Here is a 17,517-nt window from a genome sequence, read left to right as displayed (position 1 = left end):
AATAATTCCCATGGTTAGAGAGACAAACAGGGTACCCCTTACGCGATACGGAGCTGTTTTTTGATCACATCAATGGGAATCTCTTGCTTTGCAGCGTCATAAATGAACTCGACGACGCTGTGGTCTTTCCGCGACCGAAGAAGCTCCAGCCCGGTGGAGAGGTTTTGTCGGGATTCGGCGATGCTGTACACGCAGGCCAACAGCACCACCGCCGTCAGTGAATTTGCTCATCTACAGTTAATATATAAAATTTTCAGATAACTATGAATACGTGTATGGCAGCCTCCCTTGTAGGAAGCGCTGCCAAACTTTTGTTTATCGATCACGCCGATAGATCGCTTTGCTCCGTGACATGACGAGCAAAATAGTCTTTCGCCGACTGCAGGCAACGTCGCGCATGCTCTTCGTAGCCCAATTCCTTTACACGCTTGATGTTTGGCAGCTCGATCGAGCAGGGAATTTCCGGAATGCGACGGACAATGTCGGCAATATCAATCCTGCCTTCGCCGATGTACAGCCGCTCTTCGCGGAGAATTCTCGTCATCTCTTCTTTTGACGCCGGAATCTCGCCCGGCGCGTCGCAAAGATGGAGAAAATGGAACCATTCCCGCGGCACGGCTTCCAGCGCTTCTGGCGAATCGCCAGCGCGATGAAAATGATGCAAATCAATCATAACGCCAGCATTGTCTTTCCTTACCGTCTTTAACACATCGACGACTCCTGCCAAATTCGTCACCGCTGCAATCGGCACGTACTCCAAATCAACCGTCAACCCGTATGGTTCCGCCAGTTCGCACAGCTCGGCAAATCGCTCGATGTAAACACTGCGGTCGGTCGTCCAAATGCTGCTTAAGACGTGGCGGCCGCCCAGTTCAGCCGCCACTTCCAAGGCCGGTTCATACCGTTTTGGATCCGTATCGGCATCAATGCGGGCCAGCTCAATATCCAGCAGATTGACGCCGGTTTCCCGCAACGCTGCTTTCGTCTCACGCAACAGCTGTGGATTTTCCGCCAACGCATAGTTTGGCTCGCCGGGCAGCCCCATGTAGATGATCCGAAAACTGACGTAATCATACCCTGCCCGGGCGGCAATATGCGCCATCTCCGGCGGCGGGCAGCCGAGCACCGTCAAATGGGCCAATGAAAAGGTTCTCGCCATATCCTTCCCCCCGATCTTGAAGGTTTCTTCTTACCGCTCCACCGCAACATGGTGAACACGTTTGCCTGGGGAATAGATGTCCATAATATTCCAGTGGCCGGACGTCGGCGTCGGGACGTTGATCATTTCTACATCGATGACAAACGGTTTGTTCGCCTGAATGGCCCGTTCGAGCGCCGGTTTAAACTCTTCCGCCGAGCGAATTTTCACCCCTTCAACGCCGTATGCCTGGGCAATGGCTGCATAATCCGGCGAATACGGCTTACCGTCCTTTTGGAAAACCGTCCCGTGCGTCGTGCCAAAATGCGCTTTCTCGAGCCCGGCGATCGTGCCAAAAGCGTAGTTGTTCATAATGACCCAAACAACGGCGATATTTTCCTCAGCCGCTGTCGCCAACACCGCCGGATTTTGGCCAAATCCACCATCTCCAACGAGCGACACGACGACGCGATCCGGGCAGGCGATTTTCGCTCCAAGTGCGGCCGGAGCGCCAAAGCCCATCGTCGCATAACCGCCTGGCGTTAAAATCGTCCCTGCGCCATACGCTCGGAACTGTTGGCCGACCCCGTTTTTGTTCCAGCCGACATCGGTCGTGATGATGGCATCTTTCGGCAGTACTTCCCGCACCTCATGCAAAATGCGTTCTGGACGCATCGGATAGCTGTCGTCTTGAATGTGCGGCGCATTTTGCCGCCGGAATTCCTCTTTATAGTTAGCGATGCGTTCTTTCAGCGCCTCGTCCGTCCGCCCTTGCGGCACGGTTTGTTTCGCCACGCGGTTCAACACGGTAAGCGCTTGCTTGACATCGGCGACGATGCCGAGTTCCGTTGGATAGTTGCGCCCGATTTCGTTCGGGTCGATGTCAATATGAATGAGCTTCGTTTCCGGAATGTTGAACGTATACTCCGGCTCCCATGAGCTGCAATCAGCTTCGGAAAATCTCGTTCCCAATGCCAAAATGACATCGGCGTTTCGGCACATATCATTGACAAATTTCGCCCCCCAAAATCCGCTCATGCCTAGTGTCAGCGGATGGTCATCCGGCAGCGCCCCTTTACCCATCAGCGTGTGCGCAACCGGGAGGTCGAAGTGTTCCACAAACGTTTTCAGTTCTTCCGCCGCATCCGCCAGCATAATGCCGCCGCCGACGTACACAAGCGGGCGTTCCGCCTGCATCAGCTTCTCAATGATGTGTTTCGCGGTTTCATCGTCAATCGACGGCTTATGCAGCGTTTTTGTATGCCGCTTTTGCTTTTCAAACAGCGCCACATCCACTTCTTTGGAGAAAATGTCCATCGGCACGGAGACAAGCACCGGCCCCGGGCGGCCGTTCTCCGCCAACTGGAACGCTTTTTCCAAAATTTCCGGGAACAAATCCGGCCGGTCGACCCGCCATGCCCGCTTCACAAACGGGCGGTAAATTTCATATTGCGACGCATCGGCGTGCAAGTTGATCTCCTGGTGCGGATGCTTCCCGTAATAATGGCTCGGCACATCTCCGGCGATGACGACCATCGGAATGGAATCAAGCGCTGCGTTCGCCACCCCGGTCGCCGCATTCGTCAGCCCTGGGCCAACGTGGCAGAGGACGACAGCCGTTTCCTTTTTCGCCCGCGCATAGCCGTCGGCCATATGAGCGGCAATTTGTTCGTGGCGGACGTTGACGAACTTGATTGAACTATGCTCCAAAGCCGCCAACACTGCGATGTTCGTATGGCCGCAAAGCCCAAAAATATGCGTAACACCGCGGTCTTCCAAATACCGGACCAACTGTTCGGCTACTGGTTTTTTCATCGCTCTTCCTCCTCCTTGAAACGTAACACGACTTTGCCCGCATTGCCGGATGACGCCAACTCATACGCCCGCTGATAGTCGCGGACCGGAAAAATGCGGGAAATGACCCGTTCGATCGGATGCGGCATCGTCTGCAAATAATGAATCGCTTGCAAATAGTCATCCGGGAAGCGATAGATGATCGAGCCATGCACAGTTACTTCGTTGCGAACGAGGCGCACGACCGGAAATGTCGCTTCATTCGCCAGACCGATCAACACAAGATGCCCCCCTGGAGCGACAAGCTCCGCCGCCTGTTCGACCGCTTCGCGCGCACCGGCCGCCTCGATGACAACATCAAACATTTCACCTGACAGCGCATCAGGCGCAAGCGTGCGGATGTCCGCCATCGCTTTCACCGTCTCCAGTTTTAACGGATTCACATCGACCGCCGTCACGTCCGCACCCAAATGGCGGGCGAGGACGGCCGCCATCATCCCTTCATTTCCGCAACCGATGACCGCTACGCGCATAGTGGGCTCGATCCGCACTTTGCTTAAAGCATGCACGACGACAGCAAACGGTTCGACGAGCACCGCTTTTTCATCGGAGAGATCATCAGGAACAGGAAGCACATACTTGGATGAGATGATGAATTCATGCGAAAATCCGCCGTCGACGTTGATGCCAAGCGATTTTTTATGCCGGCAGATGTTCGTCAACCCTTTTTGGCATAAGTCGCACGTTCCGCAATACGTATTCGGCAACACAACGATCCGTGTCCCGATGTCATACGCCGCCTGTTCTCCTTTTTCCACGACGACACCGACTAGTTCATGCCCGGCGCGAACGGGATAGTTCGCGTGCGGAAGTTTTCCTTTCAACACCCCAAGATCCGACCCGCAAATGCCTCCATAGATGAGCTGTATTTTCACCTCATCCCCCTCAGGAGAACGGACGGCCTCGAGGCGCCGCAGCTCTAATTCATTCGGCTTCGCCACGTAAAGCGCTAACATGTTGGCACCACCCATCATCCTTGCGGAAACTGCCATACAATCATTTTTATTTCCGTCATTTCTTCAATCGCATAACGCGGGCCTTCGCGGCCGATGCCGCTATTTTTCACGCCACCGTACGGCCAATGATCCAACCGGAAATTCGAGGTGCCGTTAATGACAACTCCGCCGACATCAAGCGCCTCCGCCACTTGATAGACGATGTCCATCCGGTTCGTAAACAGCCCGGCTTGCAGGCCAAAGGCAGAATCGTTCGTCTCTGCGATCGCTTCGTCAATCGTCCGGTACGGGATGACGCTGACAACCGGGCCGAACACTTCCTCACAAACGACTTTGCTTCGTTTCGGCGGGTTGAAGAGCACCGTCGGCTCCACCGTCGCCCCGCGCCGTTTTCCGCCGCACACAAGCGTCGCGCCGGATGCGATGGCTTCATCAATCCAACTCATCACCCGATCCGCCGCCCGCTCATCGACCATACAGCCGACATCCGTATCGGGCAAGAGCGGGTCGCCGACTTTCAACGCTTCCACTTCCTGTTTGAGCAAGTCGGTGAACGGTCCAACGACCGACTCATGCACGTAAATGCGCTGAACGGAAATGCAGCTTTGCCCGGAGTTGCTGTAGCCGGTTTTCGCGCAAAGCGCGGCCGCCCGTTTCAAATCGGCGTCTTCATGGACGATCGTCGCCGCATTGCCGCCTAGCTCAAGCAGCACTTTTTTCATGCCGGCCAACGCGCAAATGTTGCGGCTCGCCACCACGCCGCCGGTAAACGAAATGACGTTGACGCGATCGTCTTTCACGATTTGCTGCCCAACCTCGGCGCCGCCAAGCACCATGTTGATGGCGCGCGGTGGAAGCCCGGCCTCTAGCAGCAACTTCAACAGTTCTGTCGCAATAAGTGGCGTCTGCGGCGCCGGTTTTAAAATGACACTGTTGCCCGCCGCAAACGCGGGTCCGACTTTATGGCAAATCAAATTGAGCGGGGCGTTGAACGGCGTAATCGCCGCCACGACGCCGACCGGCACACGGAACGTCACCGCCACCGCCTTCACCCCGCGCGCCGAGGCGTCGCCCGGAATCGTTTCCCCAAACAGCCGTTTCGCTTCTTCGGCCGACTGCTCGAGCGTTTCAATGGAGCGGGACACTTCATCCAACGTATTTTTGAGCGGTTTGCCGAGCTCTTCCGAAATATAGCGGGCAAACGTTTCTTTCCGTTCCTCAAGCAGCGCCGACGCCTTTTTTAAGATGCGCGCCCGCTCATAGGCCGGAATTCTCGCGATGTCTTTTTTCGCCGCAAACGCAGATGCCAACGCTCTTTCAACATCATCCGGCGTCGCGAGCTGCTGTTCGCCGATCACTTCCCCGGTATACGGGTTTTTCACCGGCTCAACCGCACGCGGTTCTTCCACCCATGTCCCGTTAATATACAACTGTGCTTTTCTCATATTCATCACCTACTCTTCGAAATGACGTCTCCCCGGCCCAGTGTAGCGGACTAAATCGCTCCGGTTCGGGCACGGCCCTTTGATCAACACCCCGTTTTGCCATTCTTCGAACGCGTGAGCGACAATGCCCATCCCCCGCGACAAAGCAAACACACCTTTCGCCGCCGTAGCCGGCACGCCGAGCTCACACTGGATCGCGGCCGCCACCCCGTCGATGTTCATCGTCATCCGTTTCCCTTTCGTTTTCTCCAAATGGGAACGATACGCTTCCGCGATCGCTAAATACCGCCCGCTGATTTCTCCTTCTTCCACCAATTCGCCAGCTAACGCATACAGCCGTCTGACACGTGGGTCGTCATCATGAAGCTGATGGCCGAATCCTGGCAGTTTCCGCCCTTCACGGAGAAACTGTTGAAACTGCTCACGGATCACATCCGCCATGGCGCCTTCCCCGCCGCGAGCCTCGATTTGCTCGTTCGTCTCGTAAAACAGCGCCATCGCTTTCTCCACCGCTCCCCCGTGTACATCGCCAAGCACGTTAATGCCGGTCGCCACGCACGAGTTAAAGGAAATACCGCATGTCGCCGCCATGCGGGCCGCCGCAATCGACGGGGCGCGCGGGCCGTGATCCGCCCCGGCGACAAGGACGCTCTCCCATAACTTCGCCTTTTTCTCGCTCAATATCTCGCCGCATAATAAGAGGTACAGCATTTGCGTGTACGACACATTGCCGATTAATTCTTCAATCGGATATCCGCGAATGAGAATTTCATTTTTGCGGACGTCGCTGATCGACGTCTCCCACCACGCCCCTCCATCGGCGTACATATCGAGCGCACTTCGTTGCTTCATCTAAGTCTATCCTCCTTCGTCGCCCTTTGTAGATCGATCTAAAAGAACAAGAGATAATTAGATCGATCTAAAACAAAGAATGAAAGGTGGTTAGATCGATCTAAAAAGGGTCTACAGAGCAGACCTTCTCTCTTTCTATTCCCTCAATGAGCCGATGATCACCCAACGCCCTGCCTTGACATCACCGGTTTTATTAGATCGATCTAAAATTAAGTCTCACTTATCAAAAAATTCGATTGATTCAATCTCATTATACCTTTCTACTGAAAACGCTGTCAACCAAAAAATATTCTTTCCACTAAACAGGCGATGCCGATTCCTGCTGTCATATAGCCGAGAGCGAACGGGACATTCCGTTTGCCGATCCGGTACGGGTTATCCCCAAGCTCCTCAGACAGCAAGGAAACAGAAATATTGTACGGGCTATACATCACTGTCGCCAAACTGCAGCAAATGAGCACAATCGACAACGGCACCGCCGGAACAAGCAGCCGCACCGGCTCAAGCAGCGGCATGAGCAGCGTCAAGCTGACCAACGGATGAAACCCAACAAACGACGTCGCGAAAAAATAAACGGCAATCATTCCATACAGCCAGACGGAATGTTCCGCCCCGACGCGGAACCAGCCCTCAAGCACCGCAAGCAGAGGGGATCGGGCCAGCATCTCGACAAACAATCCAGCCCCTAAAAACATGAAAAAGTAGTTCGCCAATCCTTCTGTCCGTTCTCTCCAATGGCGGAACGCCACCGTCGCGTACCGCTTCACCCGGCGCACAAGCAGCGCCCACCCGAAGCAAAACGGGACAAGCAATAAGACGACAGAAAACAAAAACCCTTTGCCAAGCCAATGTTGCAACAAGGAAACGAGCACGGTAAACACGACGAGCACCAAAAGCAGCTGGGCTGCCTTTTTCCCGACCGAAACAGTCATTTTCCCATTCGTTTCCACGCCGTTTTCCAACGGGATGCAACGGTACGAAACAGCGGCCATCCCCCAATCGACCATCGCCATCGTAAAGGCCAGCAGCAACAAAAACAGCGCCACTTGATCATAACGCACGCCGGTAAAGTCAATCGTCGTGCTGATCATCACTTCCATCGGACTCCACGTCAAACAAAGCGCATACGCCCGCAACAAATTCCGAACATAAAACGACTCGGCCTCCCGTCCGTCCAAATTTTGCAGCGCGGCGCGCAACGAACGGACAAGAAGCGGAATCGTAGCAATGTTTAAAAACAATCCAAGCAAATGGCAGACACTGAAACTGCGGCGGTATAACGAAGAAACGCTCTCGGCGTTCCGCTTAAGCCATTCGCTTAAACTATGGTCATACCGTCCGACGCGAATGAGCGTATTCATAAACGGCAGCACAAAAAACAGCGAGAGCAGCCCCAACACCCGTTCAAAATGAAGGATAAACGTCGGCCACGCATCGCCATAGAACAGAAACAACCCAACGCCAAGCCCAAAAAACAGAACTCCCGACACCATATACACCCCGTGGGCGTAAAACGCTGACACGACGAATGCCAACAGCGCCGCGGCTCCCATGACATAGTGAATGGGAGCCGCCACAAACTGCGCCAGGACATACAGCACCACCGCCGCTGTGTACACCGGCACCCGCAGTGTTCCGATCATGTCTTTGATGCGATCGTTCGTCATCGTTCTCCCCTTTCTTTGTAGTATATGAGATTACTATACTACATTTTTTCAGCAAGCGGCAGACAAATGAATAAAAAACGGGTGCTGCTACACCCGTTTCGCAAGCACCCGCTCAAGCCCCGCCGCCACGCCGTCTTCTTCATGGGAGAGGGTGACGAAATCACAATTCGCTTTCAATTCGGGGGCGGCGTTGGCCATGGCGACGCGGCAGCCCGCCACCTCAAACATCGACAAATCGTTATGGCTGTCGCCAAAGACGACCGTATCGCGCACATCGATGCCGTAATGGGCGGCCAGCTGCTTGAGCGCCTCGCCTTTTGTCGCCCGTTCGTGGTTCATCTCAATGTTGTGCGGATGTGAGGAGGTGACCGTGACGCCAGGGAGCGCCGCGAAACGGGAGGCCGCATCACGCAACCGCTCGCGGTCAAGGGCGAAAATCAGCAGCTTATAGATCACCCGCTTCGGGTCGTCCCACACCGTGCGGATGTCGTCGACATACGTCACCCGCGCCTGCTGGAACTGCTTGTTCACGAGCCACTTCACCTCTGGCGCCGCATCGGCCATCCCGGAAGCGAGCGCCTCCCATTGGGCGCGGTTGTGCAGGCCGACATAGACCGCATCGCCCGTGTACGTCTCGCAATACAAATCGGACTGTTCGCGCACCCACTCAAGCGTCGGACGGACGATTTTCCGCTCGAGCGGCGCCTCGCTGATGACCGTGCCGTCTTCGAGCGAAACGACCGCGCCGTTTAAGCTGGCGATCGGGCAGATAATGCCCGCCTCGCGAAGCGGGGCGAGCGCGTCTTTGCGCGCCCTCCCTGTCACGACGGCGACGATGTGGCCCTGCGCCTGCGCTGCAGTGATGGCCGCCCGGTTTCGTTCACTGATTTTTCCTTCCCCGTTTAATAGCGTTCCGTCCATATCGAGTGCAATCAACATCTCTGATCCCTCTTTCTTTCGTCATGCCAAAAGCGGCTGGAAAAACGGTGTTCCGACAGAAGCAGGGGCTAGTGGAAAGTTGGAAATGTCCGCCCTCTTCTCTCCGCACGTCAGCGCCTGCCTCCATCTGCTCTTGTTCTGCAACGCTTCCTTTTTATTCTGATAGCTGTCGGGTTCTTCGATCACAAACGGTGCGAACCATTGGCGCACTTCATCAGAACGAGGGGGATTTGTGCTCATCTTAACGCCCAGCTCACAAAAGTGGTGCTTGTCCTCCATTATAACAAACGAATGGAAAAATGGTGAAATGTTCTCCCTTCTCGTAGTATAATAGATGAGAAAAATTCTCAATGAAAACGAAGGGATGTGCATGTGGATCGTTTATGCTTTGCTGGCGGCGGTGTTTGCGGCGCTGACATCGGTGCTGGCGAAAATCGGCATTGAGAACGTGAACTCCCATCTAGCGACCGCCATTCGCACCACCGTCGTGCTTGTGCTCGCATGGATGATCGTCTGGATGACAGGGGCTCATCAAGGCGTCAAAGCAATCTCAACGAAAAGCTGGGTGTTTCTCTGCCTCTCAGGAGCGGCGACCGGATTGTCATGGCTTTGTTTCTACAAAGCGATCCAAATCGGCGATGTCTCGCGCGTCACCGCCATTGACAAATCAAGCTTGGTGCTGACGATTTTGTTTGCGGCTATGTTTCTCGGCGAACCGCTGTCCGCGAAAGTGGTGATCGGGGTGTTGCTCATTACCATCGGGACATTGATCATGATGTTTTAGCCAGCCGCCTTCTCAATCGTTTAGCCTGTTCTTCTCGAAATATTGCCGCCATACTCAATTTTGGCAGTTTTCCATCAAGCCTATAGACAGGACAATCCAAAAGATGTTATGATAAATCCTATAGTGACCTAGAGCTTTTCTCCGCCCTCCACATCATTTCGGCATAGAGGACAGCTTTTGGGATCACTTTATGAAATAAGGTCTTCGTTGCGACCAAGAGTGTGTGAATGGCTTCACCGCTGCTTGTCAAACGGAGAGTAGTTTGAAAGGAGATCACTGAATGAATGATTTTCACCCGTTCGGCTGGTACGCGGCGAAAATGGCCCCGCATTTGCCGAAAAAAGCGTTTCAACCCGTGAAGTCCCGCTTGTTTGGAGGTTTGGCTTATGTAGGGCTCGTCATCGCCGGCATCCTCGCTGTATCACTTTTTCATCTTCACCCGTTATGGAACCTCCTCATCTCTGTTGTGCTTGGTTTCAGTTTTGCCGCGTTAGGATTTTTAGGACATGAAATTTTGCACGGCACCGTCGTCCGTACACCTTGGCTGCGCGATCTTCTCGGCGCAATCGCGTTTTGGCCGCTTTGCACCGGTCCGAAGTTGTGGAGAAAATGGCATAACGCCAGCCACCATGTGCATACCCAGCATGAAGAAAAAGACCCGGACGCGTGGCCAAGCATGGAGAAATTAGCGAAAAGCCGCCTGCTCTCTTGGGTATACCGCATCCCGTTTCCGATTCGCGCTTTTTTCGCCTTTAGCTCGTTGTCCGTGATGTTTACCCTTCACTCGATCCGGATGCTGTTTTACTTTTTCCACGACTTTCGCTGGAAAAACCGCGCGGTTGTCCTATTTCAATTTTTCTTGCCTTGGGCGACATGGCTCGGGCTGTTATGGCTTGTCGGCTGGGAAAAATGGTTTTTCGCCTTTTTGCTTCCGCTGCTCGTCGCCAACATGATCGTCATGGGCTACATTTCGACCAACCACCGCCTCAATCCGTTAGTGCCGGTCAACGATCCGTTGGCGAACAGTTTGTCGGTCACCGTGCCAAAGTGGGTGGATATCCTTCACTTCCACTTTTCGCACCATACTGAACATCATCTCTTTCCTGCGATGAGTTCGAAGTACTATCCGCTCGTGAAAACATACATCAAACAAATGTGGCCCGACCGCTACCACGAAATGCCGATGGGAAAAGCGTTGGCCGCCCTTTGGAAAACGCCGCGCGTCTACTACGAGCACAATGAGCTCATCGAGCCGAAGCAAGGCCATGTGTACGGCACGCTTGGCAATGGGCTCAACCCCGACCGGATTGTGCATCGCGAGCTGGAAACGGAAAAACAGCCGCGCGCAGCCAAAAAACGGGCAAAAACCAAAAAAGCAGCGGGGCAAGGGAATTTGTAGAAAGGATTGGCTTTGCAACAATCAGTCACCTTGTGATTCTCCTTTTGGATCATCGATCAAGAAGCGGCGGAGAAGGGAAAAGAGCGCTTTTCTTTCCGCAAACCTGCGTTTCCGTGTATGTGCGCACAACCAAAAGGTGCCCCATCTTGGGACACCTTTTTTCATTGCCCATCAGCGGCAGCGGTCGAGGCAAGCGGCCAGCCGCTTCTCAATGTCGGCCGCGATTTCCTTCAAAGCAGGATCGTTCATCATGCCAACGAGCATTGTCGGTTTCGGCATGCCGATTTTCGTTGTGCCGTTTTCTTGGTAGACGACGAGTTTGCACGGCAAAAAGTAACCGACCAACAAGTTTTCATTTAACACCCGCGCCGCTTCTTGCGGGTTGCACACTTCGAAAATGACCATCGGCGTGGAAAAATCAAGCCCCTTTTCTTGCAGCTTCTCGGTTACGCTAAACTGCCAGAGCACGCCAAATCCTTCTTGTTTCAAGCTTTCTTCCAAACGCTCGATCGTTTCGTTCATGCCCGTTGACACATCAACCGTGTAATGGAACATCGTTCCTTCTTCCCTTCGTTATGTTTTCCCGTTGTTTAGCATGCTCAAATCGATCGCTCACCATCACGCAGAAAACGGACGGCGACACATGATCAGTTCCAGCGTTCACATGTCTTTTCCCGTGACCCGTCGCCTTTCAAGCGCTTCGATCATAAAATATCCCCCCAAATTTTCACCGCCGTCGCCAAAATCAACACGGCAAGGATGACTTGCAGCACTTTCGTGTTCATTTTTTGCCCCGCTTTCGCCCCTAGCGGAGAGGCAAGCAAGCTCGCGACGACCATGATGAGCGCCGGGATGTAATCGACTTGGCCGGTGGCGATTTTCCCGAACGTAGAGCCAATGGAGGAAATGAACGTAATGGCCAAAGACGTGGCGATCGTCATTCGCGTCGGGATTTTCAGGACCACGAGCATGACTGGCACAAGCAAAAACGCCCCCGCCGCCCCGACGATGCCGGACCCGACGCCGATCAGAAACGCCAAGGCGGCCGCCACCTCTTTGTTGAACGTCACTTGGTCAAGCGGAATGTCATCGATCCCTTTTTTCGGCACAAACATCATGATCGCCGCCAATGCCGCCAAGATGCCGTAAACGACGTTAATCGTTCCCTCGCTCATCAGCTTCGAGCCATAGCCGCCGACAAAACTGCCGACAAGAATGCTTACCCCCATATACAAAATGAGCGATTTGTTCAAATAGCCGCTTTTTCGATACGCCCACACGCCGCCGATCGTGGCGAAAAACACTTGCACCGCGCTGATTCCCGACACTTCATGAGCGCTGAACGCCGCCAGCCCAAACAACGGCGGAAGATACAGAAGCATCGGATATTTAATAATCGACCCGCCGATCCCCACCATCCCAGAAATAAATGAACCGACAAAGCCGATGAAAAAGATGACAATGAGAAACGCGAGCGAAACATCCATCGACCATCCCTCCCTTTTCGTTTCAAAAGGGACGAGGCACGCCCCCGTCCCCTGCCAATCTGTGCCGCTTCTTTAGGCATGGGTATGATGCAGCGCGCAGCGGTTCGGGCCGATCTCAAGCTCCCGCTCTGTTTCGATATCAACGGTTTTGAGCCCGCGGTTGATGGCGACAATGTCTTCAAAGTTCGGCGGGGTTTCCGTCTTGGCGCTTTGGATGACGAGGTCGATGAATTCGTCTTTTGGTTTGTTTTGCATCATCTCATTGCGGGCGCGGATGCGGCCCAACGTATCGCCGACATACCCCTCCGCGTTGATTTCTTCATCCAAGTTCGCGTAGTGAGCCGGCAAGACGATCACATCATCCGCCATGGCCGCGACTTTTTCGTACACGGTGTCATACAAATCCGCCGCCCATTCCGCCACTTTGCCGCCGAGGTCCGGCCTCCCGAGACCGCCGACAAAAATCGTGTCACCCGAGAACAGCCATTTGCCGTTGACAAAGAACGAGACGCTGCCCGGCGTATGGCCCGGCGTTTTCACTGCCAGCACTTCAAGATGAACGTTTTCAAAGTCGATCGTTTCATGTTGCTCAAGCGGCTTGAAATCGAACACCGCCCCTTCGCTTTTTATCAAGTAATATGCTGCTCCCGTTCGTTCGGCCAGCGCCTTGCCGCCGGAAAGATGGTCGGCATGCAAGTGCGAGTCCACGATATGCGTGATCTTCACCCCTTCTTGTTGGGCCACTTGTTCGTACACATCGATAAACCGCAACGGATCGACGACAAGCGCTTCGCCGCCAGAGATGACCATATACGACAGGCATCCTTTGCCGACGCGGATGAATTGGTAAATTTTCAACTGATCATCTTCGTATACTTTGGCTTGATGGAGATGCTCGCTCCACGCCTGCATCCCGCCAGCGAGCGTATAAACGTTGTCAAAACCGGCTTCCGTCAGCTGTTCGGCGACAAACGCCGCCGATCCTCCCTTCGCGCACACGACGACGATGTCTTTGTCTTTCGGAAGACGGTCGACAATCGAGTCAACCCCATCAATCAATTCAAAATACGGCACATTCAAATAGTCAAAGTTTTTCCCTTCGATTTTCCAATCGCGAAAATCGCTTTCATTGCGGACGTCCAAGATGAACAGCGATTCTTTGTTGAACACCTTTTCCGTCATTTGTTGCACGGTCATTTCTTTCACCATATTACCATACCCCCTAATGTATATTTGATTGTTAAAAAAGGCCGCTCATTACGATTGAGCGGAATCAAGCGGCCCGTTCCATTGCGACATGCCTGGAATGACGTTGCGCACACGGTCAAATCCTTTTTCGGCCAGCTTTTGCGCGGCCAAATCGCTCCGCGTCCCTGTGCGGCACACGACATAAATCGTTTTGTCTTTCGGAAGTTCGGCCATCCGATTTTCAAGCTCCCCAAGCGGAATTGAAACGGCGCCCGGAATATGGCCAAACGCATACTCCGCCGGTTCGCGGACATCCAAAACAAACGAATCAGGATCGTGAAGTTTTTCTTGCAATTGTTCATTCGATACGACATGAGGGAATGTCGTTTCTTTGCGTGTTTCACTTTCTGCTGCCTTGCGGATATAATGTTTCAAAACCCCATTTTCTTCAATTGTTCCTACATATTGATGCCCTGTGCTTTCCGCCCATGCTTTGATATCGGCTTTGGATCCCTTATCCGTCGCCTGCACTTCCAGCACTTGCCCCGGCTGCAATTCATTGATCGCCTTTTTCGTTCGAACGATCGGCATCGGGCAGGACAGTCCTTTCGCATCAACGGTCATATCAACTTTAATCATGAACGAATCCCTCCTTACGGCTTATTCGACAGGCCCTTCCCAAGCCAGCATGCCCCCTGTCATGTTGACGACGCGGTAACCGCGGCTGTCAAGAAACTCCGCCGCACGGCCGCTGCGGCCGCCGGAACGGCAGACGAGAATGTATTCCTCATTTTTGTCCAATTCATGCATGCGAAACTCGATCAAACCGAGCGGAATATTGACCGCTCCTGGAATTTTGCCCGCAGCGACTTCCTCCGGCTCGCGCACGTCAATGATATGAAGCGATTCTCCAGCGCGAAGCCGCTCTTCTACCTCTTTTGGCGTGATCGTTTTCATCATCATCCTCCTCTACTGCCAGGCGTTTAGGCCGCCTTTGACGTTCGTCACGTGCTGAAATCCCATTTTCTTTAACAATCGGCTTGCTTTTTGGCTTCGCATCCCGCTTTGGCAAATGACAATCACTTCTTTTTCTTTCGATAGTTCGTGAGCACGGGCTGTCAATTCGTGCAGCGGGATGTTCCGAAACCCTGGCAGATGGTAAGACTGAAACTCCAAAGGGGTGCGCACATCAATATACTGTACCCCGGGTTCTTTCAACCGGCGTTTCAATTCCGCTGTTGTGATCATCCGCACCCCTTTCGGCGGGATGAAGCGGCTGGCAAAAAACCAAACAAGCAAAACAAACAGGATGATGTTGATGATGGTTTGCGACATATGATTCCCTCGTTAAATAAATAAGTTCACGTTCCCTTCCGACGCATCAGCCAAATACGCGGCGACGCCAGCAAACTCAACGCCGTCGATCAATTCCTCCGGCTTCAGCCCAAGCAAATCGACCGTCATTTGGCAAGCGACGAGTTTCACGCCTTGCTCTTTCGCCATCTCGATCAACTGCGGAAGCGGCATGGCGTTATGTTTTTTGATGACCTTTTTGATCAACTTCGGGCCGATGCCGGCAAAATTCATGCGCGACAGCCCCATGCGGTCCGCGCCGCGCGGCATCATCTTCGCGAACATCTTTTCAAGAAACCCTTTTTGCACGGGAACCGGCGCCTCTTTCCGCAAGGCGTTCAGCCCCCAGAACGTATGAAAGATCGTCACGTCATGGTCGTAGGCAGCGGCGCCGTTGGCGATGATGTAAGCCGCCATCGCCTTGTCATAGTCGCCGCTGAACAAAATGATCGTCGTCTTTTTCTTCGGCTGTGTCATCTGGCTGCCTCCTTCCTTTCATACCTGTATGGGTATAAAAATGTGCACACATTATCCTTTTTGGATCCAGAACATCAACACACCGTTGTCTTCTTTCATCTCAAGCACCGTATGGCCGCTCGCTTTCGCCCATGCCGGCAAATCGTTTTTCGCCCCTTTATCGGTCGTGTGCACCTCGAGCACTTGACCTGATTGCAATTCGTCCATCGCTTTTTTCGCTCTCACCACCGGCATCGGGCAGGCCAATCCTTTTGCATCCAATACTTTCGTTGCGTTCATTTTGATAACCTCCTTGATATCATACGTTTTATTACCATTACCCCTATGGGTATATTACTACGAGAAAAAGAACGTTGTCAACACCTTTTTGTTGAGCAACGCATTAACGGCTTTTCACAAGCAGTTCCACTGCTTCTTTGACAAGACTGTCTGTGCTTTCCCCTTTTTCCATGCTTTCACGAAGACAATGTTCCAAATTGGTGCTGACGATGACGGCAATGGCGCGGTCAATGGCATTGCGCGCCGCCGACAGCTGGGAAACGACGCTCTTGCAGTCTTTCCCTTGTTCCATCATGCCAAGGACGCCTTTAATTTGTCCTTCAATCCGTTTTAAGCGGTTTTTGATCTCTTTGTTATATTCCATCGGCTCGTTCGCCCCCTTTCTTGACAATCGCAAGCCGTGATCGAATAGCTGTTCACCTCATAGCCATAGCGGCGCAACAGGCGGATGCCGACGTTTTTTTCGATGTCATCCTGAACGATGATATGAAGCGGCTTTGGCGGAATATCCCGCGCATGCCGTTTCAAATACGCCACCGGAATATGCAACGCTTGGCCAAATATGGAGCCGTTGCTTTCATTATAATCGCGCAAGTCAAGAAGAAGCAAGCCGTCCGGCACCTCTTCTACCGGAACGCACGGGATATGTTTTACAGGATAGTAGCGTCGATACAACGCTGCGCCCAAAAGAATGAGAAAGAATAACAAACTGCTAACGATCAACGGTTCACCCCCACTATTCACCCTATGCACGATCATTATATACCCTATACGGTATAATGAAAATAAGAAATATTTTCCTCAACAATTGGTTATTCCCAGCGAATCAAAAGACCATAGACAGCCGGGTGAAAACGGACAAGTTCCACGTTGCCCGCCTTTTGCTTCACATAGGAAAACAGTTCCTCCGACGGAATCCGCTCATGGAGCGGCGGCCCCATTTCGCTTTCCATTGTCTCCCATTCGATCAACAGAAACTGCCCGTTTGGCCTCATCACACGGCGAATTTCGTCAAGGGCGGCTTCTTTTCGTTCCACTTCATGAAAGACGAACGCCATGATTCCTTTGTCCAGCGAATGGGAAGGCAAGGCGGTCGAAGCGACATCCGCCACCCGATATTCGATGTTGGTGACCGCTAGTTTCGCGGCTCGCTGTTTTAGCAATTCAATCATTTCTGGCTACACATCGACCGCATACACTTTTCCGTTTGTCGCCTGCGCGAGAGGAATCGTGAAATAACCATTCCCGGCGCCAAGATCGACGACCGTGTCATCCGGTTTCACGGACAACATCGAAATCGCCCGTTGCGGGTCGATCCATTCCTTGCGCTTCGGTGTAAATTAGCACATTATTTCAGAATCCCTTTTTCAAATTATTTCGGACGGATTCGGAAATAATGTGCAAAATCTTTGCGAATTATTCCAGGTTTTGCAGATTATTTCCGAACATTTGCACATTATTTCGGATGATTAACTAGAATGAGGATGGATCGGGATGAAACATAACAGGGGCCGATCAGCCCCTGCTGTGTCAGTACCCCATTTCTTCGGCTGCCATACGCACAATGTCTTCGTCAATAATATGTTTTTTTAATTGAGCGCCGTATAACAGGCAAGTGGTGGCGAGGTTGTTGATGATCCGCGGCCACCCCTGCGACTGCAGGGCGATCGCTTCTAAGGCAGCTGGGGTAATCGGGTGT

General features: G+C 53.0%; 19 protein-coding genes and 3 pseudogenes. 2 read left to right on the top strand and 20 right to left on the bottom strand.

Translation table 11 applies throughout. From position 1 onward, the window contains the following. Window positions 1–38: 38 nt before the first annotated feature. From CD000_RS18075 to CD000_RS05285, 8 genes and pseudogenes are all read right to left on the bottom strand, one after another. Window positions 39–209, bottom strand: a pseudogene (locus CD000_RS18075) (IS701 family transposase); the annotation flags it as partial. A 113-nt stretch (window positions 210–322) separates the two neighbouring features. Continuing rightward, the gene (locus tag CD000_RS05315) at window positions 323–1,159 is read right to left on the bottom strand and encodes a sugar phosphate isomerase/epimerase family protein (RefSeq protein ID WP_096225050.1); all 837 of its coding nucleotides are present in this window, start codon (window positions 1,157–1,159) and stop codon (window positions 323–325) included. A gap of 30 nt (window positions 1,160–1,189) precedes the next feature. After that, window positions 1,190–2,953, bottom strand: a complete 1,764-nt coding sequence (locus CD000_RS05310; protein ID WP_023633526.1) for a thiamine pyrophosphate-binding protein — start codon at window positions 2,951–2,953, stop codon at window positions 1,190–1,192. Further along, a complete protein-coding gene (locus CD000_RS05305) occupies window positions 2,950–3,948 on the bottom strand; it encodes a zinc-dependent alcohol dehydrogenase (protein ID WP_096225049.1) in 999 nt (332 codons plus the stop codon). Before CD000_RS05305 ends, CD000_RS05310 begins: the two co-directional genes overlap by 4 nt. 14 nt (window positions 3,949–3,962) lie before the next feature. Beyond that, entirely contained in the window at window positions 3,963–5,399 is a 1,437-nt protein-coding gene (locus CD000_RS05300; RefSeq protein WP_198962488.1) for an aldehyde dehydrogenase family protein, read from the bottom strand. Window positions 5,400–5,402: 3 nt separating this feature from the next. Further along, on the bottom strand, window positions 5,403–6,245 hold the full coding sequence (locus CD000_RS05295) for a citryl-CoA lyase (RefSeq protein WP_023633524.1): 843 nt from the start codon (window positions 6,243–6,245) through the stop codon (window positions 5,403–5,405). Between the two features lie 275 nt (window positions 6,246–6,520). Next, complete coding sequence (locus tag CD000_RS05290) at window positions 6,521–7,912, bottom strand: hypothetical protein (RefSeq protein ID WP_096225047.1); 1,392 nt, start codon at window positions 7,910–7,912, stop codon at window positions 6,521–6,523. 87 nt (window positions 7,913–7,999) lie between these two features. Next, window positions 8,000–8,851, bottom strand: coding sequence for a Cof-type HAD-IIB family hydrolase (locus CD000_RS05285; protein WP_096225046.1), 852 nt, complete (start codon window positions 8,849–8,851; stop codon window positions 8,000–8,002). 370 nt (window positions 8,852–9,221) lie between these two features. Between CD000_RS05285 and CD000_RS05275 the strand changes: the two genes are divergently transcribed. Continuing rightward, window positions 9,222–9,635 (top strand): EamA family transporter, encoded by a 414-nt coding sequence (locus CD000_RS05275; RefSeq protein ID WP_096225044.1) that lies wholly within the window; start codon window positions 9,222–9,224, stop codon window positions 9,633–9,635. Window positions 9,636–9,915: 280 nt separating this feature from the next. Further along, entirely contained in the window at window positions 9,916–11,034 is a 1,119-nt protein-coding gene (gene desB / locus CD000_RS05270) for a Delta(10) desaturase DesB (RefSeq protein ID WP_096225043.1), read from the top strand. A 171-nt stretch (window positions 11,035–11,205) separates the two neighbouring features. Here the strand turns inward: desB and CD000_RS05265 are convergent, their stop codons facing one another. From CD000_RS05265 to CD000_RS19050, 12 genes and pseudogenes are all read right to left on the bottom strand, one after another. Then, on the bottom strand, window positions 11,206–11,589 hold the full coding sequence (locus tag CD000_RS05265) for a DUF302 domain-containing protein (RefSeq protein WP_096225042.1): 384 nt from the start codon (window positions 11,587–11,589) through the stop codon (window positions 11,206–11,208). Between the two features lie 149 nt (window positions 11,590–11,738). After that, on the bottom strand, window positions 11,739–12,521 hold the full coding sequence (locus CD000_RS05260) for a sulfite exporter TauE/SafE family protein (RefSeq protein WP_096225041.1): 783 nt from the start codon (window positions 12,519–12,521) through the stop codon (window positions 11,739–11,741). Between the two features lie 72 nt (window positions 12,522–12,593). Continuing rightward, entirely contained in the window at window positions 12,594–13,730 is a 1,137-nt protein-coding gene (locus tag CD000_RS05255; RefSeq protein ID WP_096225040.1) for an MBL fold metallo-hydrolase, read from the bottom strand. 48 nt (window positions 13,731–13,778) lie between these two features. Beyond that, window positions 13,779–14,348 (bottom strand): sulfurtransferase TusA family protein, encoded by a 570-nt coding sequence (locus tag CD000_RS05250; protein WP_047757993.1) that lies wholly within the window; start codon window positions 14,346–14,348, stop codon window positions 13,779–13,781. A 21-nt stretch (window positions 14,349–14,369) separates the two neighbouring features. Continuing rightward, window positions 14,370–14,666, bottom strand: coding sequence for a rhodanese-like domain-containing protein (locus CD000_RS05245; RefSeq protein WP_015375136.1), 297 nt, complete (start codon window positions 14,664–14,666; stop codon window positions 14,370–14,372). 12 nt (window positions 14,667–14,678) lie between these two features. After that, entirely contained in the window at window positions 14,679–15,044 is a 366-nt protein-coding gene (locus CD000_RS05240) for a rhodanese-like domain-containing protein (protein WP_050367406.1), read from the bottom strand. A gap of 12 nt (window positions 15,045–15,056) precedes the next feature. Then, window positions 15,057–15,539, bottom strand: coding sequence for a DsrE/DsrF/DrsH-like family protein (locus CD000_RS05235; protein ID WP_020278578.1), 483 nt, complete (start codon window positions 15,537–15,539; stop codon window positions 15,057–15,059). A 51-nt stretch (window positions 15,540–15,590) separates the two neighbouring features. Continuing rightward, window positions 15,591–15,818 (bottom strand): sulfurtransferase TusA family protein, encoded by a 228-nt coding sequence (locus tag CD000_RS05230; RefSeq protein ID WP_020278577.1) that lies wholly within the window; start codon window positions 15,816–15,818, stop codon window positions 15,591–15,593. 103 nt (window positions 15,819–15,921) lie between these two features. Further along, window positions 15,922–16,182 (bottom strand): metal-sensitive transcriptional regulator, encoded by a 261-nt coding sequence (locus tag CD000_RS05225; protein ID WP_013145015.1) that lies wholly within the window; start codon window positions 16,180–16,182, stop codon window positions 15,922–15,924. Beyond that, window positions 16,149–16,541, bottom strand: a complete 393-nt coding sequence (locus tag CD000_RS05220) for a rhodanese (protein ID WP_096225039.1) — start codon at window positions 16,539–16,541, stop codon at window positions 16,149–16,151. The genes CD000_RS05225 and CD000_RS05220 overlap by 34 nt, the downstream gene beginning before the upstream one ends. Window positions 16,542–16,630: 89 nt before the next feature. Beyond that, a pseudogene (locus CD000_RS05215) lies at window positions 16,631–17,152 on the bottom strand (class I SAM-dependent methyltransferase); the annotation flags it as partial. Between the two features lie 196 nt (window positions 17,153–17,348). Further along, a pseudogene (locus tag CD000_RS19050) lies at window positions 17,349–17,517 on the bottom strand (AAA family ATPase); the annotation flags it as partial.

Source organism: Geobacillus sp. FJAT-46040, assembly GCF_002335725.1.
GTDB lineage: Bacteria > Bacillota > Bacilli > Bacillales > Anoxybacillaceae > Geobacillus > Geobacillus thermoleovorans.
The sequence above is the reverse complement of the archived record's forward strand: the minus strand, read 5'-3'. Positions and strand labels throughout refer to the sequence as shown.